The organism is Hoskinsella mucinilytica (assembly GCF_045223415.1).
Taxonomy (GTDB): domain Bacteria; phylum Bacillota_I; class Bacilli_A; order Erysipelotrichales; family Erysipelotrichaceae; genus Hoskinsella; species Hoskinsella mucinilytica.
The window spans coordinates 44,564-67,477 of record NZ_JBEQZJ010000016.1 but is presented as its reverse complement, the minus strand read 5'-3'; the positions used below and the strand labels follow the sequence as shown (position 1 = coordinate 67,477).

23 protein-coding genes are annotated in these 22,914 nt (G+C 37.3%); 7 read left to right on the top strand and 16 right to left on the bottom strand.

Features of this window, described 5'->3' with window-relative positions; genetic code table 11:
- Positions 1-148 precede the first annotated feature (148 nt).
- From UGRO018_RS07445 to UGRO018_RS07430, 4 genes are read right to left on the bottom strand one after another with little or no spacing between them, the layout of a single operon-like run.
- Positions 149-913: an ABC transporter permease gene (locus tag UGRO018_RS07445; protein WP_416325845.1), complete on the bottom strand. Its 765-nt coding sequence runs from the start codon at positions 911-913 to the stop codon at positions 149-151.
- Complete coding sequence (locus UGRO018_RS07440; protein WP_416325844.1) at positions 910-1,821, bottom strand: ABC transporter ATP-binding protein; 912 nt, start codon at positions 1,819-1,821, stop codon at positions 910-912. Before UGRO018_RS07440 ends, UGRO018_RS07445 begins: the two co-directional genes overlap by 4 nt.
- Positions 1,822-2,022 carry a PLDc N-terminal domain-containing protein gene (locus UGRO018_RS07435; RefSeq protein ID WP_416325843.1) on the bottom strand — a complete coding sequence of 67 codons (201 nt, stop codon included), beginning with the start codon at positions 2,020-2,022 and terminating at the stop codon, positions 1,822-1,824. It lies immediately after the preceding gene.
- A gap of 13 nt (positions 2,023-2,035) precedes the next feature.
- Positions 2,036-3,142, bottom strand: coding sequence for a helix-turn-helix domain-containing protein (locus UGRO018_RS07430; protein ID WP_416325842.1), 1,107 nt, complete (start codon positions 3,140-3,142; stop codon positions 2,036-2,038).
- A 174-nt stretch (positions 3,143-3,316) separates the two neighbouring features.
- On the opposite strand from UGRO018_RS07430, the gene UGRO018_RS07425 reads away from it, so the two are divergent.
- Positions 3,317-4,120, top strand: coding sequence for an HAD family hydrolase (locus UGRO018_RS07425; RefSeq protein ID WP_416325841.1), 804 nt, complete (start codon positions 3,317-3,319; stop codon positions 4,118-4,120).
- 690 nt (positions 4,121-4,810) lie between these two features.
- On the opposite strand, the gene UGRO018_RS07420 is transcribed toward UGRO018_RS07425, so the two are convergent.
- From UGRO018_RS07420 to sufC, 7 genes are all read right to left on the bottom strand, one after another.
- Positions 4,811-5,230 (bottom strand): hypothetical protein, encoded by a 420-nt coding sequence (locus UGRO018_RS07420; RefSeq protein WP_416325840.1) that lies wholly within the window; start codon positions 5,228-5,230, stop codon positions 4,811-4,813.
- Positions 5,231-5,628: 398 nt separating this feature from the next.
- Complete coding sequence (locus UGRO018_RS07415; RefSeq protein WP_416325839.1) at positions 5,629-6,147, bottom strand: 5-formyltetrahydrofolate cyclo-ligase; 519 nt, start codon at positions 6,145-6,147, stop codon at positions 5,629-5,631.
- Complete coding sequence (gene sufB, locus UGRO018_RS07410; RefSeq protein ID WP_416325838.1) at positions 6,140-7,537, bottom strand: Fe-S cluster assembly protein SufB; 1,398 nt, start codon at positions 7,535-7,537, stop codon at positions 6,140-6,142. Before sufB ends, UGRO018_RS07415 begins: the two co-directional genes overlap by 8 nt.
- Positions 7,512-7,979 (bottom strand): Fe-S cluster assembly sulfur transfer protein SufU, encoded by a 468-nt coding sequence (gene sufU / locus UGRO018_RS07405; RefSeq protein ID WP_416325837.1) that lies wholly within the window; start codon positions 7,977-7,979, stop codon positions 7,512-7,514. Before sufU ends, sufB begins: the two co-directional genes overlap by 26 nt.
- Positions 7,980-7,993: 14 nt before the next feature.
- Positions 7,994-9,226: an aminotransferase class V-fold PLP-dependent enzyme gene (locus UGRO018_RS07400; RefSeq protein WP_416325836.1), complete on the bottom strand. Its 1,233-nt coding sequence runs from the start codon at positions 9,224-9,226 to the stop codon at positions 7,994-7,996.
- Positions 9,219-10,019 carry a SufD family Fe-S cluster assembly protein gene (locus UGRO018_RS07395; RefSeq protein ID WP_416325835.1) on the bottom strand — a complete coding sequence of 267 codons (801 nt, stop codon included), beginning with the start codon at positions 10,017-10,019 and terminating at the stop codon, positions 9,219-9,221. Before UGRO018_RS07395 ends, UGRO018_RS07400 begins: the two co-directional genes overlap by 8 nt.
- A gap of 2 nt (positions 10,020-10,021) precedes the next feature.
- Positions 10,022-10,837, bottom strand: coding sequence for a Fe-S cluster assembly ATPase SufC (gene sufC / locus UGRO018_RS07390; protein WP_416325834.1), 816 nt, complete (start codon positions 10,835-10,837; stop codon positions 10,022-10,024).
- Between the two features lie 235 nt (positions 10,838-11,072).
- On the opposite strand from sufC, the gene UGRO018_RS07385 reads away from it, so the two are divergent.
- From UGRO018_RS07385 to UGRO018_RS07375, 3 genes are read left to right on the top strand one after another with little or no spacing between them, the layout of a single operon-like run.
- Complete coding sequence (locus UGRO018_RS07385) at positions 11,073-12,077, top strand: peptidylprolyl isomerase (protein WP_416325833.1); 1,005 nt, start codon at positions 11,073-11,075, stop codon at positions 12,075-12,077.
- A 14-nt stretch (positions 12,078-12,091) separates the two neighbouring features.
- Entirely contained in the window at positions 12,092-12,973 is an 882-nt protein-coding gene (locus tag UGRO018_RS07380) for a peptidylprolyl isomerase PrsA (protein ID WP_416325832.1), read from the top strand.
- A gap of 44 nt (positions 12,974-13,017) precedes the next feature.
- The gene (locus UGRO018_RS07375; protein WP_416325831.1) at positions 13,018-13,446 is read left to right on the top strand and encodes an HIT family protein; all 429 of its coding nucleotides are present in this window, start codon (positions 13,018-13,020) and stop codon (positions 13,444-13,446) included.
- Between the two features lie 75 nt (positions 13,447-13,521).
- On the opposite strand, the gene UGRO018_RS07370 is transcribed toward UGRO018_RS07375, so the two are convergent.
- From UGRO018_RS07370 to UGRO018_RS07355, 4 genes are all read right to left on the bottom strand, one after another.
- Positions 13,522-14,385: a hypothetical protein gene (locus UGRO018_RS07370; protein WP_416325830.1), complete on the bottom strand. Its 864-nt coding sequence runs from the start codon at positions 14,383-14,385 to the stop codon at positions 13,522-13,524.
- Positions 14,386-14,456: 71 nt separating this feature from the next.
- Positions 14,457-14,939 (bottom strand): pantetheine-phosphate adenylyltransferase, encoded by a 483-nt coding sequence (gene coaD, locus UGRO018_RS07365; protein ID WP_416325829.1) that lies wholly within the window; start codon positions 14,937-14,939, stop codon positions 14,457-14,459.
- Complete coding sequence (gene rsmD / locus UGRO018_RS07360) at positions 14,936-15,529, bottom strand: 16S rRNA (guanine(966)-N(2))-methyltransferase RsmD (protein ID WP_416325858.1); 594 nt, start codon at positions 15,527-15,529, stop codon at positions 14,936-14,938. The genes coaD and rsmD overlap by 4 nt, the downstream gene beginning before the upstream one ends.
- A gap of 37 nt (positions 15,530-15,566) precedes the next feature.
- The gene (locus UGRO018_RS07355) at positions 15,567-16,832 is read right to left on the bottom strand and encodes an FtsW/RodA/SpoVE family cell cycle protein (protein WP_416325828.1); all 1,266 of its coding nucleotides are present in this window, start codon (positions 16,830-16,832) and stop codon (positions 15,567-15,569) included.
- Positions 16,833-16,973: 141 nt separating this feature from the next.
- On the opposite strand from UGRO018_RS07355, the gene def reads away from it, so the two are divergent.
- From def to UGRO018_RS07340, 3 genes are all read left to right on the top strand, one after another.
- Entirely contained in the window at positions 16,974-17,531 is a 558-nt protein-coding gene (gene def, locus UGRO018_RS07350; RefSeq protein ID WP_416325827.1) for a peptide deformylase, read from the top strand.
- 122 nt (positions 17,532-17,653) lie between these two features.
- Positions 17,654-19,498 carry a ribonuclease J1 gene (gene rnjA, locus UGRO018_RS07345; protein WP_416325826.1) on the top strand — a complete coding sequence of 615 codons (1,845 nt, stop codon included), beginning with the start codon at positions 17,654-17,656 and terminating at the stop codon, positions 19,496-19,498.
- Positions 19,499-19,580: 82 nt separating this feature from the next.
- Positions 19,581-20,450: a metallophosphoesterase gene (locus tag UGRO018_RS07340; protein WP_416325825.1), complete on the top strand. Its 870-nt coding sequence runs from the start codon at positions 19,581-19,583 to the stop codon at positions 20,448-20,450.
- A 61-nt stretch (positions 20,451-20,511) separates the two neighbouring features.
- Here the strand turns inward: UGRO018_RS07340 and pheT are convergent, their stop codons facing one another.
- On the bottom strand, positions 20,512-22,914 hold the full coding sequence (gene pheT, locus UGRO018_RS07335) for a phenylalanine--tRNA ligase subunit beta (protein ID WP_416325824.1): 2,403 nt from the start codon (positions 22,912-22,914) through the stop codon (positions 20,512-20,514).

Below are 22,914 nucleotides of genomic sequence, written 5' to 3'. Positions count from 1 at the left end.
TTGTCATAGTCTTCTTTCTTTTATGTTATCGTACGCAAAAAAAATCAAAGCCTCATTAGAACTTCGATCTACATGGTATCCATTCAATAATATACAAAAAGCTGTCAGAACATTAATTTCTAACAGCATTTCTTTAAATAGTTCTATATCATAACTGCTTCCTTTGAAATACCACAACACTCAAACCATACGTTATGATTATAATGAGCAAACAAATTCCAATTGCAGGATATATCTCCTTCATTGCAATCGTTCCTTTTATGATAGCCATATTCTCACTGATCAAAGAGATAGGATTATATGCACTGCTATTTGGCACGATTTGAACCAACATAAAGCATACCACAGAGCCTCCTGCCAATAATAAACCACCTGCACTGGTTCGTGTCAAAAGGCTTCCCAACAACAACATGCAACATAACATCACACCAAACAGCCACATACAAAACAAGGAAAATGCAAGAAACGCTAACTTCCATTCACTCCAAAACATCAATCCATACCCTAAGGTAACAAGAAAACAACTTCCAAAACACAATGTCCATATTCCGATTAAGTACATGGTCTTTGACAACAAAATCGTTTTTCTAGACAATCCTTTTGTTACCATATTAATGAGCGTTCCCTTTTGAAATTCATTAGATAAAACACCACTGAACATGAGCATAAAAATAATCAATCCCATTTGTGAAATATTTTTAAAAAACTGAGTCCATGAATCTAGAACTGTTGGTATAGGAAGTTCCATATGCATCCCTTCTGGCATCATACTTGACATTAATTCAGGTGCATACTTTGCGAAAATAGGATTCATAAAACCAAATGCCAGAAAGACAATCAAGATGATAAGACATTTATATGTGCGAATACCTTCCATCCACTCTTTTTTGGTAAAAGCCAACAACCCTCTCATTGTACCACCTCCATAAACACATGTTCCAATGAAGGCTGTTCCCATTCAAAACGCACCGGCATTAGATCCACATCCAAAAAAAGTTGCAACAACTGTTTTTCTTTTGCTTTTGTTTGTTGTGTATGCATCATCACATCAACATCATGAACTTCGATTTCATCTTGTTTCAAACAATCCAAAGATCCGAAACGTTTTGCTTCTTCCTTCGTAGAAAAGGAAACCTTCCAACGTCCTTTTCCATATTGAGCTCTTAATTGTGCTAGATTACCTTTTAAAGCAATGTTACCATCCTTCAAGATTGCAATATGATCACAAATGCGTTCTACATCAGACAGGATATGCGTAGAAAAGATGACCGTGGTAGTTTCTTTTACAGCATATAAAATATCCAGAATTTCTTTTCTCCCAATAGGATCCAACGCACTGGTCGGTTCATCACAAATCAAAAGTTTAGGTTCATTCAATAATGCCTGTGCAATACCAAGTCGTTGTTTCATCCCTCTTGAATAACCTTGTAGTTTCTTTTTGGGATACTCTTGTAATCCTACCATTTGTAATAATTTATTGATACGTATTCCTGCATCCTTTTTCTCAATCCCAGTTATTCTAGCACATAGTTCCATATATTCTATTGCACTCATAAATCCATAATACTCAGGAACATCACTTAAATAGCCGATACATGGATCTGTATAACCGAAATGTACATCTTTACCACATACCTGAATCAACCCTTGATCCATCTTCAACAGTCCTAGAACCATTTTCATTGTAGTTGTCTTGCCTGCCCCATTTTGACCGATAAATCCAAAAACAGAATGTTCTGGTACATCTAAATCAATCCCTTTTAACACTTCCTGTGTTCCAAAGGATTTTGCTACATGCTGGATTTTTAATATCGTTGACATCTAAGCTTCTCCTCTTCCGAAGGTGAAATATATGATTGGTCCAATAAATTGTATGAATAATACGATGACACACCAAAAGAGTCGATTACCGAAACGATAGTGTGGATGACGTAATACATGAATCAAAGAAAAGATAGCCAAAAATACTTCTAATAGGATGAGTGGTAGTAATGCCGGTAAATATTCCATCAATGTTTCCATTGTTCTTTTCCTCCTATAATTTATGTTTCAGACGTTCTACACATGTTTGATAACGATGTTCCTCATGCAAAAACTGAAAAAGTGGATTTTCCTCTATTGCTTGAAGCAAAGAAGCATATACCATTTGTTTGGCTCTAGGTGCACGTGTGCCAAGTTCTAGATCCTGAAGCCATTGATCGATGTGACAAAAAAACTCGTCCCCTTTTAAATGCTCAAGTGTTTCATTATGATAACAACAAATATCAGTATATGTTTCAAGTGAAGTTAAAGTAGCATCCTTATCTTCACGCATTGCATAAATCACAGCACAATCCAAGTGAAAGGTTATGGCAGTAATCGCATGAAGACGATCTAGATGAAAGGTATGCATGACCACATGAAGTCGTTGTATGATTTCATCACATAAAGCATGATTCTCTACATTCAACATCATATAATTCATGGTATCTTGTAGAAAAAACAATAAATACTGATAGCTACATACTTGAGTGATTTCTTTTGCCTTTTCTATATTTCCCAACATTTGATATGCGCTGGCGATCAATTCGCTATCCTGTCTGAGTGGTCGTATGTCCTCACCAATTAATTCTAATACCTTCTCAGGTTGTTTCATCTGAATGCTTAGGATACTTTCCATCATAATGGCATCCTTCATAAGATCCGCATCTTCGCTTTTTTCTTTGATTCGTTGGCATTGTTTCCATAACAAATCATATAATTCCTTTCTCTGTGTTTCTTCGTACATATCCAAATGGTTTAACAGTAACACACACATTTGATTGAGAAAAGGAAAGCAACAAGAATATCGATGAACATAATCCTTATAATCTTTTAAAGCTTGGTTTCGATCACCGCAACTCATTTCTTTTGATAATTCATCATAAATACGACGTATCTGATCTCTATCCAACTGTGGCTCATAACCTAACAACTCATCTAAGGTCACATGAAATAAGTTTGCTAGTTCAGGTAAGAACACGATATCAGGAATCGTCGTACCTGTTTCCCATTTTGAAACGCTAGATTTACTAACCCCCATATAGTCAGCAAGCTCTTCCTGTGTCATTTTATCTCTACGCCGAAGTGAAGCTATATTCTCTTTCAATCGAAACAATTCCATTGGTTTCTCCTCCTTTTAATTAACTACATTATATCGTGTAGACACCTACCTCACAATGGCTTTAGAAGCAACATTAAGCAGAAAAGTTTCCCAGTAAGAAACTCATGCTTTCATATAACATTGTCATCGTTTCACAGACATGATAAAATAGGAACGAAAAAGGAGATCAATACTATGAAATATGTTATTTGTGATATGGATGGAACCCTATTAGATAGTAAAAAAAGATTACCTCAAAAACTTTTTTCACTTATTACAGAACTTAAGAAAAAAGGAGTCTGTTTCGGTGTAGCAAGTGGTAGGCAATATTTTAATTTATATCAACAATTCAAGGATGAAGCAAAGGAAATGCTGTTTATTGCGGAAAATGGTGGTGTGATGTATCAAGGAGAAACCCCCATTTATGCAGATGCACTTGCTTATGAAGATATTTTACCGGTCATACAACAAGCAAGAAATTGTCCAGATGCCTTTCCTATCCTTTGTGGTGTTAAAAGTGCCTATTTAGAAAGTGATGATCCTCAGTTTTTAGAAAACGCAAAAATGTACTATGCTCATCGAAAACAGGTTGATGATATCATGGATGGCGCAAATATTGATCAAATTGCGAAAATCACCGTTTATGATAAACGAAACGCTGAAACTAATAGCTATCCTTTCATAAAACCTGTTACTGGAAAACTTCGTGCTGTGGTATCTGGAGAAGATTGGATCGATGTTAGTAATCCTGATGTCAGTAAAGGAAAAGCGATTGCTATGTTGAAACAAAGGCATGGACTTCATAGTGATGACTTTGTAGCATTTGGTGATTATATGAATGATTATGAAATGATGAAAGAATGTACCTATTCTTATGCTATGGCAAACGCTCATCCAGAACTAAAAAAAGTATGCCATTATGAAGCATTAAGCAATGACGAGGATGGTGTTGTCAAAGCCTTGTGCACTTTGTATGATTTAGATTATGAAGCCCTTTAGTTATTCCGGCTTCGGAATCTAAATATCTTACAACCCCTGTGGGTGTTTGTAAGACGATGTCAAGCCTTATTCCGGCTTGGGGATCTAAATCAGAAAAGGTCTTATGCGGGTTTTTTGAACAGATTGTCAAGTCTTATTTTGACTTGAGCATCTAATTAATGTCATAGTGTGATATACCCCAATGCCTTGTCCGTAAGGACAAGTTGATCTAAATATATGATGCTTGATCGTGAATCAAGGAACAAATATGTCTTGTCCGTAAGGACAATAGAATCTAAATCACAAACGCATAAAAGCACGCAGAACAAGCATGCTAATTACCTTATTCGTTAAGCTATGCATTCATAAGGGCAAAAAAAGACACCTTTTTTCTAGGATGTCTTTTTAATAAACGAAACCCTCGGCAGGTGTATCACGTCCCACATATCTTTTGACCAGAAGGGTGTGATAGGTGATACATTCTCTGTCCTCGAGGGCAGTTATACCTCACAGCAAACCAAAGAGTACGACTACAATAATCATCAATTATTATTAACAACTTCCGCTTGTAGATATACCTTATCCCTCTTAATCATTATTTATCTTATATCTCAAGCCACTTTCTAACATGAGTTCTGTTGGACATGATGACCTGAAACAGAGACTGTGGTTGGATTGCCTGATGAATGGTTTTCATCATGAATGTATCCCTTATTTTTTGGAAACAGGGATACCGGGCATGTCAGCATAAGCTTCGTAGTAATGACGTTTGGCAATTGCCGCCAATTCGTCCTGCTGTTTCTTATAGTCTGGGTCTATGGTTTCTCCAAAAAACAGTAAGGTCATAGCATACAAACTGTCATTGGAAATCTTACTTTCAATGGCACCGATGCAGTTGATGTCTTTGTAGCCTGCTACTTTATATTTCTGACGAGCATGTTCAACGCTTTGTTTATATTGGGGCAGGACGCTTTTGAGGTTATAAGGTTCAGTGACAAGATCTTCCCATGACATTGCTTTATAAGGAATGTTGGCGTCTCGTAACCGATAGCAAAGTTCGGCTATCAGAGGTTCCGGCAGGAAGAATAAATGCTTGTCGTTTGTACGTTTGAGCATATTAGAATGAATCATAATTGGTCTCCTTTTTTATTTTTATTTTAGGATGAATGGTTTCAAAATGCAATGGGGTTCCTATGAAATCATGCTGTTATTTTGTAAAATTGATATAGATGATCATCTGTTTTGTGATTCTATGATAGACCTGTGGCTGTTTGTGTGACAATTTACTGTTGTTTTGATTGAGATCAGATAGTATGTTGAAACAGCTTAAAACGTAACATACATTTGTTCTACCATACTGTTTTTCTAAATCAAACGTTCTAACAAATGGGTCTTATCTCTCTTTGATATCGTTATCCTTAACATTCTCTGCTAAGGCTTATACTCCTAAATAATTAAAAACCATAGATGCTATTTCTTTTTGTGAGAAAGATATCTATGGTTTTATTCATATATTTATTATTTCTAATTTATAAATAAATGGCATCCTCAGTAACTATGACATCCATATCCACATCATGAGAATTACATTGAATTGCCTCTACTTTTTGACATTCAAATGCGACACCAATCTTAACTCCCTTATAAGAAGCTAAATAGCGATCATAATAGCCCTTTCCATGCCCCAAACGATGTTTGTGTTCATCAAATGCTACGATAGGAATGATCATGCAATCTATGTGTTCTGGTAGAACCTCAAGAGTTCCTATAGGTTCCCATATACCATAAGCATGTTGTTCAAATAGTGTATGTTCATCGATTTGATAAAATTTCATCTCATAATTTTGTAAGGTAACAGGAGCACAAAAACAGAATTCTTGGTGTAGACGCAATGCCTCTACACTCACTTCCTTACCATATGCCATATAGATTCCAACCCTACCATGTAAATAAGGCAATAAGCGTTGTACGATTTGACTACTTTTTACGTTTACTTCCTCAATAGATAAGGCATTTCTTCTTTGATACGCAAACGTTCTGTTATCCAATAGAATCACTCATATCTAGTTTTAACAACTGATTCAGTTCCACTGCATATTCCATTGGAAGCTCTCTGGTAAAAGGCTCTAAAAAGCCCATAACGATCATCTCGGTTGCTTGTGAACGAGAAAGTCCTCTGCTCATGAGATAGAACAATTGTTCTTCACTTATGTTAGAAACAGTTGCTTCATGCTCGATCTGGCTTGTCAGATTTTTTGTATGATTGGTTGGAATGGTGTCACTTCGACTTTGTTTATCCAAAATCAAAGTATCACATTCCACTTTGCTTTTCGCATGTTCCGCTTTTGGTGAATGATAAACAAGTCCTCGATAATTTACTTCTCCACCATTTCTTGAAATAGATTTGCTGATGATATTGCTATAGGTATTTGGTGCAAGATGTATCATTTTTGCTCCTGCATCCTGTAGCTGATTTTTTGCCGCAACAGCAATTGATATACAGGTTCCTCTTGCATATGGCTCTGCAAGGATACAAGCAGGATATTTCATATTGATATGCGAACCGATGTTTCCATCGATCCATTCCATACTTCCATTCTCAAATACCTTGGCACGTTTTGTGACCAAATTTAAGATATTGTCACTCCAATTTTGAACAGTTGAGTAACGACATCTTGCATTTTTGTGAACGAAGATTTCTACGACTGCCGCATGAAGGGAGTCCTTAGAATACGTCGGTGCAGTACATCCTTCTACATAATGGACATCTGCTCCTTCATCTACGATGATCAATGTTCGTTCAAATTGCCCCATGCTTTCCGTATTGATTCTGAAATAAGATTGTAATGGTTTCTCTAAATGAACACCCTTTGGTACATAGATAAAGCTTCCTCCGCTCCAAACACAGCTATTCAATGCCGCAAACTTATTATCCTGATAAGGAACCAGTTTGCCGAAATATTTCCGGAATAATTCCGGATATTGTTTTAATGCAGAGTCAGTGTCTAAAAAGATAACACCCTTTTCCTCTACCTCTTCTAACATATGATGATAAACAGCTTCACTGTCATATTGGGTCGTTACACCTGCAAGGAATTCTTTTTCAGCCTGTGGGATACCTAGTTTATCAAATGTTTCTTTGATGGTCTCAGGTACATCATCCCAACTTTTTTCAGTTTTATCACTTGGCTTTATGTAATAGGTATACTCATCAAAGTCAAGTTCGCTCAGATCGGGTCCCCATGTCTGTAAATCCATGCTTTCAAACTGTTCAAATGCTTTCAGACGATATTCTCTCATCCAGTCCGGTTCTTTTTTAATGCGACTGATTTCTAGAATGGTATCTCTTGTTAAGCCTTGATTCGTTTTATAGACACTGGTATCCTCATCATGGAATCCATATTGATACTCTTCACTTTTCGGAATGTTCGTTTCCATTTTCATCCTCACTTTCCTCAATCAGCTCGGAAATTGCTTTCCATCCTATGGTTGCACATTTGATACGATTCGCTTGTTTACCAACATTATGGAACGCAATTGCTTCTTCCAGCATCTCTTCATCATAATCTAACGCATCGATCATATTGAAATAATTACGTATGATCTCTTTTGCTTCTTCAACTGTTTTGCCTCGTAAAAGCTCACTCATAATAGAGGTAGAAGCTGTGGAGATGGTACAAGCTACTCCATCAAAACGTACATCCTCCACAACTCCATCTTTGATTTTACTTTGTACATAGATATCATCAATACAGGATTCACTGGCCATATGTTTTTCTTGATAGCCTTCTTCCTTAGTTAATTCATGATTTCTTGGATATTCATAATGATCCATGATGATTTGTCTTAAAATCATTGGATCGTTGAACAAATCAGACATACTACGTCAACCTCCTAAAAAAATACATCAATGCAAGCTTCCATCGTAGCTTTACGACATACATCCAGAAAACGTTCCACGTCTTCTCTTGATGTATAAAAATAGAAGGATGCACGTACTGTTGCACTGGTACCTAGTGTTTCACTTAACAGCTTTGCACAATGTTGTCCTGTCCTGACTGCAATGCCATTGGCGTTAAAGAAAGTACCGACATCCTGTGCAAACACACCTTTTACATTAAAGGTAATGATTCCAGTATCATTATGCTCATTATAAACAATGATATGCTCCATTTTCTTCATTTCCGATACCGCATAATCTCGCAATTCTTTTTCATAGGCATGAATTTCATCCTTACCGATTGCTTCGATATAATCAATGGCTGCATGTAATCCAAACACCCCTTCGATTGGCTGTGTCCCACTTTCGAATTTGAAAGGAGCTTCTTTCAATAATACATCTCCGCACATATGGAATCGAGCATTGCTTTCCCCTCCATAGAGTAAAGGGTCCATTGCTTGTAATAATTCATATTTTCCATATAAGACACCGATTCCTGTCGGTCCACACATTTTATGGGCGGAAAATGCTAAAAAGTCACAATCTAAGTCTTTTACATCAACATTGATATGTGGCACGCTTTGTGCACCGTCAACAACAACGATTGCCCCATAGCGATGTGCCAATTCACAAATTTCTTTGATTGGCACCAAGTATCCTAGCACGTTGGTAATTTGTGCAAGTGCGATTACTTTTACATTCCCATTCATCATCAATGCGACATTTTCTAAGGTAATACGACCTTCTTCATCCAAAGGGATATATTCGATCACTGCTCCGGTAGTTTGTGCAACCTTCATCCATGGTAAGATACAAGATGCATGTTCTGCCTCACTGGTCAAAATGATATCGCCTTCTTGTAAGAACTTTCTTCCATAACCGAATGCTACCGTATTTAAAGCTTCACTAGCACCACTGGTATACACGATTTCTCTGGTATCAGCATTCAGAAAATCTGCGACTACAGCTCTGGTTCCTTCAAATTCCTGATCTACCTGGTAACTGAGATCATAATCTCCTCGATGTGCATTGGTTGAATAATTTTCGTAATAGTTACATACTGCATCAATGACACTTCTTGGTTTCAAAGTTGTTGCGCCATTGTCTAAATATACAAGTGGATGCGACTGCATCATCTTTCCCTGCAACATGGGGAAATCCTTACGGATTGCTTTATTATCAAGCATGTAATCCCACCTTCATTTCGATTTCATTTTTCAGTTCTGCACGTTGTGCCTCATCGTCCAGCACGGTCGTGATCGGCATCATATAACCAATCGTTAATAACCCCAATGCTTGGGTTCTGGTAAGACCTCTTGTCTGCAGATAATATAATTGGTTTTCATCAGGCTGTCCTACGGTAGTCGCATGACTTGCCTTTACCTCATTTTCATCAATCAAAAGCAAAGGAATGACTTCACTGCTTTGTTCCTCGCTCAATGTCAATACACGACTTGCTTGATGGGATGCACTGTCATAAGCTCCCTTTAAGATCTTACCACATGCTTCCATGCGATAATCGCCATGTTGTTTTACAACAGCATAGTTTTCAATCAATCCATTTGTATGTGGTACTTCATGAACACATAGTACTTGGAAGTGTTTCTTGGATTGGGCAATGCATACATTCATCATATGAGCATCCGCACCACATTCTTTTAAATAGACTTCACTGATGGCATCAACACTTCCATCTTGTAACTCTAAATAACCTAAGGTCAAATGTGCATCCTTGAAAAGCTCACTATGATCACGCAATACCATATGGTGAACTTCATTACGTATCAAGACATGCAAAGAGCTTCCTTCTTCACAAACATAAGTTGTTTTGACATGTGCATCCATTCCACTGTATGTGACAGCAAGCGAAGCGTTTCTATGTTTACCTATGCGAAACAGAAAACATTCCTCTTCTTGTACATCAAAATGAAATGTCTGAAAGCCATCCTTATCAATTAGAATTTCTTTCACAGCCTTCATGATCAAACACCCTTTGTTGCAGCACAGGAGCCAAGTAGCTCAACCTGTTTTGCTTGCTCTTTTACAACATGTACATCATATTCTTTTTCAATCCAATCATAGCCTTGCTGATCAATTTTTTCAACTAGCTCTGCTCCTCCACTTACTACAATTTTACCATCTACCAAGACATGAGCATGCGTTGGCTTTAACAAATCCAAGAACCTTGCATAATGCGAAACTACCACCAAGCCAAGTCCTGTTTCTTCTTTCATTTCATTGACTGCATCCGCAACAATTTTTAATGCATCAACATCCAATCCGCTATCGATTTCATCCAACATCGCAATCGTTGGTTTCAACATTTTCATTTGCACAATTTCATTACGCTTTTTCTCTCCACCAGAAAATCCTTCATTCAAGAAGCGGTGTGCCAGGTCCTCTTTCATTTCCATTTCTTTGATGGTTTTTTCCATTTCTTTGATGAAACTGAACAATGGTATGGGACGTTCTCTTCTTGCGTTGATTGCCGCACGAAGAAAATCAGAGTTGGTTACGCCACTGATTTCGCTTGGATATTGCATGCCTAGAAACAATCCTGCACGACTTCTTTCATCAACCTCCATAGCCAATACGTCTTTTCCATCCAAAAGGATACTTCCTTGACTGACATGGAATTTAGGATTTCCCATAATTGCCGCCAATAAGGTACTCTTACCATTTCCATTTGGCCCCATCAAAGCATGGGTTTCATTTCCTTGTATGGTTAGGGTCAAGCCCTTTAATATTTCTTTTCCTTCTACATCAACATGTAAATTTTTTATCTCAAGACAACTCATTGTCATCATCCTTTCATTTCCTTGTATTATTCTACCAAAAAATCAGTCGTTTAACAATTAAAACGATTATCGTTTTTCCTATCATGTTGATATGAATTCGAAAACTGTCGAAACTTTTGTATTTTACGTGATAATCTCATGAAAACTTCATGGGAAATTACGTGAAAAGTTCGTAAAAAATTGCAATTCTAACCCATATAATCTATAATATTACGGTACTACTTAGGAGGATATTATGATAGAAACATTAAAGAAGCAATGGTTCGTTGTCCTCGTCGCAGTCATCTGTATATCATTTGTGGTATTCTGCGTCTATGACACGAACAAAGGAAAACTTCCTGGAAAGAAATCTGATGGCAAAGACGTGGTTGCTACCATGAAGGATTACACGTTAACAGCAGACGATATGTATGCTACGCTTTATAAAGATTACAGTGGTGTAGAAGCGCTCTACCTTCGTTTTCAAAATGAAGTTATCACACAGTCTGTAAAAGTTACAGATGATATCAAAACACGTGCGAAAGAAATTGCCGAATTGATGCAACAGCAAGCAGAAGCCTATGCAAGTAGCTATGGCACTACAGCTGATGCTATGATCAAACAACAGTTGAATTATTATGGTTTTGCTGATGATGATATGGATGGCTATAGCACAATGGCAGCGAAAAATGAAAAATTGCGTAATGATTATATCGAAGCAAATTTTGATGATGTATTCGAACCAGTTTATAAAAACAAAAAGCCACATGTCGTATCTCATATTCTGATCAAAGTAGCAGATATCAATAATCCTACAGAAGAAGAACAGAAAAAGATCGATGCTGTAGAAAAAGCTTTAAAAGATGGAAAAGATTTTGCGGAAGTCGCAAAAGAATATAGTGATGATACCGGCTCAAAAGAAAAAGGTGGATACATCGGCTATATCGATAGTGATAACACTACTTATGTCAGCAGCTTTAAAGAGGCTTCTTTAAAATTAAAAGAAGGAGAAGTCAGTGATTGGGTAAAAGAAAGCAATGATAGCTATAGTGGATGGCATATGATCAAGGCAGATATTGCTGATAAGGACTCCTTTAAAAAGGATGAAAAAGCAAAAGATGATGTGTATGATGCCATTGCAAAAGCGAATTCCGATTTGTCTTTCAAATATGTATGGCAGGCAGCACAGAAGTTAGATATCAAATATGCCAATGATGATATCAAGAAACAACTTCTTGAATACATGGGCGTAGAAGAATAGGGAGGCATATGACAATGAAAAAACAAATGATTTTAGTAAGTAGCATTGCTCTTGCCTTTACACTAAGTGCTTGCAGCGATGCAACAGCCAATATTTCCGATGGAAGTGAAGCTCTTGTCACTGTTGGAAGTGAAAAAGTAACCAAAGGTGACATCTATGATGCTTTAAAAAGCAATATCGGTAATGCAACGTTAACTCTAGTAAAAAATGAAGTATACAAAAAAGAAGGTATTGAGGTTACGGATGAAATGCAAAAGCTTGCAGATAGTAAACTTAAAACCATCAAAGAACAATTTGGCGAAAACTATGAAGCTCAGATCAAACAATATGGATATGAAAATGATCAGGCGGTAATGGATGCCTTGATCATGCCTAGCATTTATCAAACGGAATTACAGAAGAAATATGTAACAGAAAACAAAGATAAATTGTTTGATAGCTATCATCCTTTAAAAGCTCAGATATTCCAAGCAAGTGATGAAACAAAAGCGAAGAATGCATTGAGTGCATTGAAAGATGGTAAAGATTTCAAGGAAGTCGTGAAAGAATTCGGCACAACGACTAGTTATGATGGAAGCGAAAAGGTTTATACTAGCCAAAGTGGCTTACCTACAGAAGTATTCTCATCCATGACAGCTGCTGAAAAAGATGGCTTGATCGATAAAGTGATCAGCGTGACAACGACCAGTTCCACAGATGGTTCATCTTCAGTTTCTTACTATATTGTAAAACTTACAAGTATTGATACTTCTAAATATGAGGATGAGGCGATTAAAGCGATTGCGGAAACCAATGCAATCGCTACAGAAGCTACAAAATATTATTTTAAGAAATATGATATGACCATTTATGATATTGATGCATACAACAGCATGAAAGATTATATCGTACAATAAAAGAGCAAATCTTGCTCTTTTTCTTTTGTAGCTCATTTGGTATAATGAAAAAAGAAAAGAAAGAAGGTCTTAGGATGTGTATATTTTGTTCTATTGTAAACAATGAAATTCCAAGCAGTAAAGTATATGAGGATGATCTGGTATTGGCATTTCTTGATATTTCTCAAGTCACCAAAGGTCATACACTTGTCATTCCAAAACAGCATTATGCGAATTTTATGGAATGTGATGGTGAGGTGTTACAACATCTCATGATGGTAGCGCAAAAGCTATCTAAACAAATTATGAAAGCTACAGGCGCAGCAGGAATGAATATTTTAAGCAATGTCAACGAGGTTGCGGGACAAAGCGTACCTCACTTCCACATTCACCTTATCCCTCGCTATAGCGAACAGGATGCCTGTGTGATCGAATTTAAAGAGAGTCAACCACAAGATCTAGATGAGGTCTTATCTTTGATCAAACAATCATGATCGATTTTCTAGCGTCTATCCTATGGTAGACGTTTTCTTATTTGACCTAAAAAAGAAGACCGTACACAGTCTTCTCTATTTCTGTAATGTTTCAATCTTATAATGAGCACCGTATTTGGATTTCATATAATCACGGAATTCGCTTTCTTTTGATAGATCCTGCTTTCGATTGGTAATGATTTTCTCTCCATACACATCTTCATCCGGAATCTGCTCACTTGTATTGATTTCATTATATGTGATCATATAATAAATCGTTTCTTCCTTTGTTTCTAACCTTTCTTCTTTCTTACTGACATTGACTTCCCCTTTTGCGCTTATCGCATAGATATCAAGTATCTTATCTCGAACATCTTTTTCCTCAGAGTTCAGAAATATACGATATATCCTTTGATAAGAAACCAGTTCAGGATGACTACTGATATAAAAGCTTGTGAAATCATCTTCTAAGATCGCTGTCATATTTTTCTTTAGATATTTTTCAGAGCTTTCATTGATGGTATCTAACATCGTTTGTGGGATATCTTTTGCATTTTCATAACGAATCGGCAAATTGGATACGACCACCTCTTTTGATACATGAGTCGCATCAATATGATATCGTGATGCCAGCTTTTCATCATAATCGGCTTGAATCGTAATCGTATCACCGTTCTTTAAATTACGATTGGGTGTTACCTTATAGGTAACTGTATCCATGAATTCTTGAATTCTTTGATTATAATTTAAATTTTTATTTCTCACCATAACACTACCAGAGCCATTTTCTCCACGATAGATGATATCTACATCCTTCGTCACATCAATTCCTGTCGTACGAAAAAACAGCAAATAACAGGTACCATATAAGCTCATGATAATCAATCCCAAACAAAGGGCTGAAATCATTTTATTCTTCATTGCATCTTGGGTCGGTGGTTTAAAATGCAGTCTAGACATCTTGCATCTTCCTCCTCATTTTATCCGTTTTATTATATCATGGCAAAAAAAGCATTACCATAGTACATTCCTTACGATTTTCTGTATTTTTCTTCCAATGCAAGACAAACATCTTCACTTACCAATTCCTTGATATCTGCACCATATTTCATCATTTCACGAATGATACTACTGGATACATAGGAGTATTTAGGCGAAGAAAATAAAAGAACCGTTTCTATTTGCGGATTTAGATATTGATTGGCACTGGCAATATCTAACTCATACTCATAATCCTTAACACTTCTTACTCCTCGTATAATGGCATTGGCATGATGTTGTTGAGCATAGGCAACCGTTAATACATGATCCGCATCAACCGATACATGTTCAAATTTTGCGGTATTCGTTCTTAACATTGTCAATCGTTCTTCTAACGTAAAGATCGTTTTTTTCTCACTGTTTTCCAAAATGACAACGATCAATTCATCAAACAGCTTTGCGGCTCTCTCTATGATATCCAAATGCCCCAACGTCAAAGGGTCAAAACTTCCGGGAAAGATTGCTCTTCTCATAGTGTACCTCTTTTCTTATAATATGTGATGCGAGTAATGCCATAAGTGACATCCTTTCGTTTCTCAAAACAACCGATCTGATCTTCAAACACATCCTCTTTCTGACTTTCACATACGACATCCCCCTGCTCATTCACAAGATCATACTCATCAAGCAAGGTTAAAATTTCATGGATCTGCTGTTTCTTATACGGAGGATCTAAAAACACAAGATCAAAACTTTGCTTTTGTGATTTCATTTCTTCAAGAACACGATGGTAGTCCATTTTCATGATCACACATCGTTTTTCTACACCTAGGCTTTTTACATTTTCTTTGATGGTACGTATTGCCTTTCCGTCTTTATCATTGATGATACTTTTTTCCATCCCTCGACTAATGGCTTCTAAGCTCATATTTCCACTTCCACCAAACAAGTCCAGCATGACACCGCCATCGAAATAAGGTCCGATTCTTGAAAAGATCGCCTCTTTCACTTTATCTGTGGTTGGTCTTGTGCCAGTACCATCTACTGCACGAATGACACGAGAACGAAATTCTCCAGCAACAATTCTCATTTTTTTCAACTCCTTGTGTATAAACCTTGCCAAGCTGGGAAGATTAATAGTGCAACCGATAAAACGGTTGCTACCCCCCAATCTTTGTTTCTCCTCTTCCCTTTCTTAAAGAACCCCTAACCCCTTGGGGTTCTTTTTTTACGTTTCTAATCGTTCCTTGTCTTCTGATTCTGGAAATGATTGCTTGAGATACACCGATTGCAGACATCACAGAAATCAAGGAAGAACCACCACTGGATATAAACAACAAAGGAACTCCGGTTAAAGGTATCAATCCACTGACTCCACCGACATTCAAAACAAAATGTATAAATATATAAAAGGCAGAACCTATTAAAATGATCTTATAGCCTTCACTCTTTGTATGCAATGCATAATAAAACAGTCTTTGAATGATCAAACAATAACACAGCAAAATGATCCCAAATCCGATCAATCCAAGCTCCTCGATCACGATTGCCAAAATATAGTCACTATCCGATTGGGTCAAATAGCCATATTTTTGAGTGGATTGTCCCAATCCTTTACCAAGAATACCACCACTGGCAATCCCATAAAGGCCATTGATAGGCTGATAACCTGTCCCATAAGGATCAAGAAAAGGATCGGATGCATTTTCTATACGTGTCGCTATATGCGATAACGGTTCGATTTCTTTAAAGATCTTTACTCCAAAATCACTCATCAGCGCAAAAGCCGCAATAACGCCAACCACGATCAATACTTTCATATACTTTTGTGCCTTTCTTAGATTTTTATGACTGGGCACAAGGAAACAAATACATGGTAGTACAAGGAACACCAACAACGTTCCCATATCTCTTTGTAGCATGATAGGAACAAAACATATGAAAAAATAAAATAACGGTCCTTTCATTATCGTAAAGAAATCCCAGTTATTTCTTCCTGCAATTTCTATATAGACTCCCATGACAATGATCATAAAAAGCTTCGCAAACTCCGCAGGTTGTATACTGATTGCTTGTCCTGCGATATGGAATTGAAGCCATGCTTTACTTCCATAGGCACCGGTAAAAAACTGAGTAGAAAGCAACATCCCCATCATCACCATTCCAAGCACCGGAAGGAGCTTTTTGGCTCTGACCATGGTAAAGTTATTCGCAAAAAAGAGTAACATCACATAGGATATGACACAGAATATCCCCTGTTTCACTCCTGCTTTCACAGGTGCCAAAGAATCATCTCCCGCATTTCCTACACTGGTGGATATGATCATCAAAAAGCCAAAGGTCACTAATATCAAAACCGCCAGATGTAAAACAAAATCAAATTTCTTCGGCATCTTATAAGAAACGACGACATTTTTTATCCTCATGTAGCATGACTCCTTTCTTTTGCATATACCTTATAATGATATCATATTCTACATGAATTTTCACAATAATTTAGCAAAAGACTTCCATTATGAAGGAAAAGCGTTTAAAATAATAACGTTGAAAGAAAAGGAGTCAGTCTAATGTATATACACTATGATAATATTGTAAAGGACACAGAAGAAAGTGTTCGTCAAAAAAGTGAAAAAGTGGCACTTCCTTTAACTAAGGAAGATCGCCAACTTTTAACGGATCTTTATACGTATGTCAAAGATAGTCAGGATGCAGAAATCGCTGAACGTGAGGACTTACGTCCTGCTGTCGGTATCGCAGCCATTCAAGTAGGCGTAGCTAAAAGAATGTTAGCTGTTGTTGTGCCCGGAGAAGAAGATGAGGTTTTTGAATATGCACTTGCCAATCCTCGTATCGTTTCCGAATCTGTGCAAAAAGCTTATTTAAAAAACGGCGAAGGCTGTTTATCCGTAGAGGATGAACATGAAGGAATCGTACCAAGAAGTGCAAGGATCACAGTTAAGGGCTATGACCTACTTCAAGATAAAGAAATTACCATCAAGGCAAAAAACTATTTAGCAATTGTACTTCAACATGAAATCGATCATTTTTCAGGAACTTTATTTTACGATCGTATCAACAAAAATGATCCTTGGCAAGCAATTCAAGATGCCATCATCATTGAATAATGCTCTGACTAGAGCATTTTTTCTGGTTTTTAAAAAGTTTCACGTTTATTTTTGTATAATTTATGCTATAATAATGAAAGATATGGTGCCATTTAGCTTATCTTAATAAGAAAGGAGTTACTATGAATAACTATCATAACAATAAAAACGGCGCACCTAGAACCCATCAGGATTTAACGAAAAACAGTTATAATAAAATCAGTACGGAGCGTAATGATACCCTGATTTATGCATTGGGAGGATTAGGCGAAGTCGGAAAGAATATGTACTGCTTTGAACACGAAAACGAGATTTTGATCGTTGATGCGGGTGTTCGTTTTCCTGAGGACAATCTTCTGGGAGTTGACTATGTAATACCGGATTATGGATATCTGGTAAAAAACAATCGAAAAAGAAAGGTACTTGTCATTACCCATGGTCATGAAGACCATATTGGCGGTATTCCCTTCCTTTTGAAAAGTGTGGATATTGAAGCAATCTATGCACCTGCCTTTGCAGTTGCGTTAATTAATAAAAAGCTAGAGGAGCGTAAAATGCTTCGTAGCGTCAAAATTATAGAAATCAACGATCGCAGTAGCTTAAAGATGAATCACTTTACATGTGGATTCTTTAATACCACGCATTCCATTCCCGATTCTTTAGGTATTTTGATCAATACACCAAATGGAAGGATCGTTACTACCGGAGACTTTAAATTCGATTTGACACCGATCGGTAACAATGCGGATTATCAGGTCATGGCTTATATGGGTCAAATCGGTGTAGATCTGTTATTGAGTGATTCTACCAATTCAGGTGTGGAAGATTTCTCTATTTCCGAAAAAAAGGTTGCCACAGAAATCTTAGATATCATGAAGAAAACAAATGGTCGTTTGATCGTCGCAACCTTCGCTTCCAATGTTTATCGTGTATCGCAAATACTGGAGGCAGCTGTTGCTTGTGGTCGTAAGGTCATCATCTTTGGTAGAAGTATGGAAAATGTCGTAACCATCGGTAGAAAGATGGGAAAGATCAAGATCGGTGAACAACATTTCTTAACCGTTGACCAACTTTCTCATACCCCTGCGAATAAAACTTGTATCGTTTGTACAGGAAGCCAGGGAGAGCCTTTGGCTGCGTTAAGTCGTATTGCGAATGGAACGCATCGTTATATCAAATTGATTCCCGGAGATACGGTCGTGTTCTCAAGTTCTCCAATTCCTGGTAATGGCGCAAGTGTAAACCAGGTCGTTAATCGTTTGTTCCGTGCAGGAGCCAATGTATTAACGAAATCTGTATTGACCAATCTTCATACAACAGGTCATGCCTCTCAAGAGGAACAAAAGCTGATGTTACAGCTGATCAAGCCTACTTATTTCATGCCTGTGCATGGAGAATATAAAATGTTGAAACAACATATGGAAACCGGAATGGAAACAGGGATACCAAAAGAGAATATCTTTACCTGTGCCAATGGAGATGTTTTGATCCTAAGAAATCATCACGTATATGAAAGTAGTTTCCGTATTCCTGCAGATGATATCTATGTAGATGGTAATGATATCAGTGGAGTATCTACTGCTGTATTAAAAGATCGTAAGATTCTTGCGGATAATGGATTGGTGGCTGCCATCATTGCCATTGATTCCAAAGATAACAAGGTTTTATGTAAACCGGTCATCGTATCACGTGGATTTGTCTTCATCAAAGATTCTCAAGGTTTATTAAAAGAAGCGGAAATGATCGTATACGAAGCATTAAAAGAAAAAATGAAGCAACGTACCACCTTCTCTGACTTAAAGAATACCGTACGAAGCTCTCTAGAACCATTCCTTTACAATAAGACACATCGTAATCCGATCGTCATACCTGTTATCATCAATTCAAAATCTGCAATGCAGGCAATGGCACAAGCACGTCAGGCAAGAGCCAACATGCGAAAGCCACGTCATACACCAACAGAAAAAACAGAGAAAACCGAAGTATAGCCTTTGGTTTTCTTTTCTTCATTTTACATGGTCATTACACAAAGTTTATGGTAAAATAATATGGAATGAAAGGAGTACCTATGTGAAGAAATTACTGAAAGTCTTATCTGTATTGGTAGTGATTGCATTGCTTCTGGCAGGCGTCTTCTTTTATAGCATCTATATCTCAGTTGATCGTGTCCAATTATCCTATACAACACTTACCTCTACAAAAATACCGAAAGATATGAATGACATCAAGATTGCCTATCTATCTGATATCAAATATAATGGATTCATGAAAAAAGATCGTCTGACCAAGATGATCAATGAGCTAAACGAAGCAGGATGTGATATCGTCTTATTCGGCGGAGATGTGTTTGATGAACCGGGTGTTCATCAACCTGATAGTGAGGCAGTAAAAGAAGTTACCGCAATTTTAAAAAGTATCGATGCTCCGCTTGGAAAATTTGCCGTATTAGGTGATCAAGATCAAGTAAATGAAGAAATAAAAACAACGGTTTCTAATTTACTATATCAAGCAAATTTTGAGATCCTGGAAAACAGTGCGATCCGTATTCGAAACCATACCAAAGATAGCATCACCTTGATTGGCTTAGATTCCATGATCAACGGAAATCTTGATTCCGATAAAGCCTTTAAAAGTATCAATGAGAATGAATACAATATTGTTATGACCCATTGTCCGGATACCATCGCTAATGCTGATTTTAACATCAATTATACCGATGTCATGTTCGCCGGTCATTCTCTTGGTGGGCAAATCTACTTACCTTTCCTCGGTGCCCTAAAAACCAAGGATGGCGCAAAACAATACAATCATGGAAGCTATACCATCAATCATACCCAACTCTTTGTTTCTAATGGTCTGGGTACTGAAGATATCGATATGCGTATGTTTGCACCACCACAAATTCTGATGTTTCGTTTACAAAACGGAAGCACATCTTAAAATAATAGCTGTTGATCAAAAAAAGTGGAACTCGTCAATGACGAATTTCCACCTTTTTTTATTATGTTCTAAGTTGAGCATCCACATCTTTTTTCAAAGATGCCATGATTTTTTCATGAATCTCATTGATTTCGCTATCCTTTAGTGTTTTCGCAAAGGATTGGAAGGTAACACTTAAAGCAATCGATTTATAACCTGCTTCTACATGTTCACCCATATAAACATCAAACACTTCAACATTCTGGATGATGTTTTCTTTATCAAGTTTGCCGTTTTTCTTAATGCTTTGTAAGATATCCGCAACCTTCACATCTTCTTTTACCACCAACGCATAATCACGAGTAACAGAAGGATACTTACTAACCTCGCTATATTTCACCTTTGAAGGCTTATTCTTCAATAAAACCTCTAAGTTAATTTCCATAGCAATGGTTTCATTGATATCATATTTCTTTGCCAAGACCGGATGAACTTGACCAAGGATACCTAACAATTCTTTTCCAAGATATACCTCTGCACTACGATATGGATGGAAGTTTTTCACATCTAATTTGTTTTCCTTAAACAAAATACGTTTTTCATCATATCCGATGCTTGCCATCATTGCCTGTAACAAACCTTTGATCGTATAGAAATCTACATCTACACTATACTTCTGCCAACGATTCTTATGCAAAGCACCACTTGCCGCAACACAAAGACGTTCTTCTACTTCATTCACACCATAAACATTGCTGATTTCAAACAAAGCAACATCCTTCATGCTTCTTGCCTGATTATAAGAAATACATTCCAATAAGCTAGGCAAAATAGAGCTTCTAACATATTTACGTTCTTCACTCATTGGAGAAGCAAGCGTATAAAGCTGTTCTTTCCCCATGACAGCATCTTCTTTTTCCTTATCACCGATCAAAGAATAGCTCACAGCTTCATTATAGCCAAGATCTGCCAGACAACTTTTGAATTTTCTTCTTAATTGCTGACGCTTGTTCAACTTACCTAAGGTTGCCGGAAGTTGAGGTAAGGTTCTAGGAAGACGATCATAACCAAGAATACGAATCAATTCTTCTGCGATATCCTCTTCAATCGTAAGATCTGTACGATAGCTTGGAATCACAACATGAATATCTTCCCCTTCCATGGTCGGTGTCAAATGAAGATCACTTAATACTTGCATGACCTCTTCTAAAGCGAAATCCGTTCCCAATAAACGATTGATACGATTTAAGTTTACATGAAATGCCACAGGTGTATAATTGTTAGAACCGAATTGTACCGTTTCTTCTAATCCGGTTGCATCCGCATATTCACATAACAATTGCACAGCACGATCCATTGCTTTAAAGGTAGCCATTGGTTCAATTCCTTTTTGATAACGCACACTGGCATCGGTATTCAAATTCAAACGACGTGCCGTATTACGAATGGATACATGATGGAAGATCGCTGCCTCGATGATAATTCCCTTTGTCGTTTCTTCGATCTTAGAATCATCTCCGCCCATGATACCGGCAATACCAATTGGCTTTCCTTCCGTAGTGATCACAATGTCACTTGCATCTAGCTGATACTCAACACCATCTAATGCGGTATAGCTTTCTTCAATATGATCCTTCACTGTGATTTCCTGTGCAACAATCGCATCGATATCATAGAAATGAAGTGGCTGTCCTGTTTCCAACATAACGATATTACTGATATCTACGACATTATTGATGGATTTGATACCAGAAGCCATCAATAGCTCCTTCATCCATTTTGGAGATTCTTTGATGGTTACATTTCGAATCACCTTACCTAAAAACAATGGACATTTTTCGGTTTCACTGCTGACCTTTAACTTGGTTGCTTCCCCTTTGGCACTTGCACCATCTGCATATGGAATCTTTACTTCTTTATGTAAGACCGCACCGGCTTCTAACGCCATAGACCATGCTGCCATACAATCATTACGATTCGGTGTCAATCCGATATCTAAGATTTCATCATCCAAGCCTAGATATCCTAATGGATCTTCATTTCCTACAGGAGCTGATTCATCTAAGATCTCGATACCGTTCTTACTTTCTTCACTCAACATATGAGGACTTACGCCAAGCTCCAATAAGGAACAAATCATACCATTGCTTTCTTGTCCACGGATCACACCTGCCTTGATCTCACCACCAGGTAGAACTGCGCCGACACGAGCAACAATGACCTTTTGACCTGCCGCAACATTAGGAGCACCGCAAACAATTTGTTCTACCGTTTCACCAAGATCAACCTTACATATATGAAGATGATCACTATCTGGATGTTCCACACATTCCAATACATGTCCGATGACAAGATTGCTTCCTTGGCTCATTTTTTCAATACCTTCTACCTCAGAACCACTATTGGTAATCTTATCTGCCAGCTCTTCTATGGATAAATCACTGATATCCATATATTGCTGTAACCATTTTCTACTTATGATCAT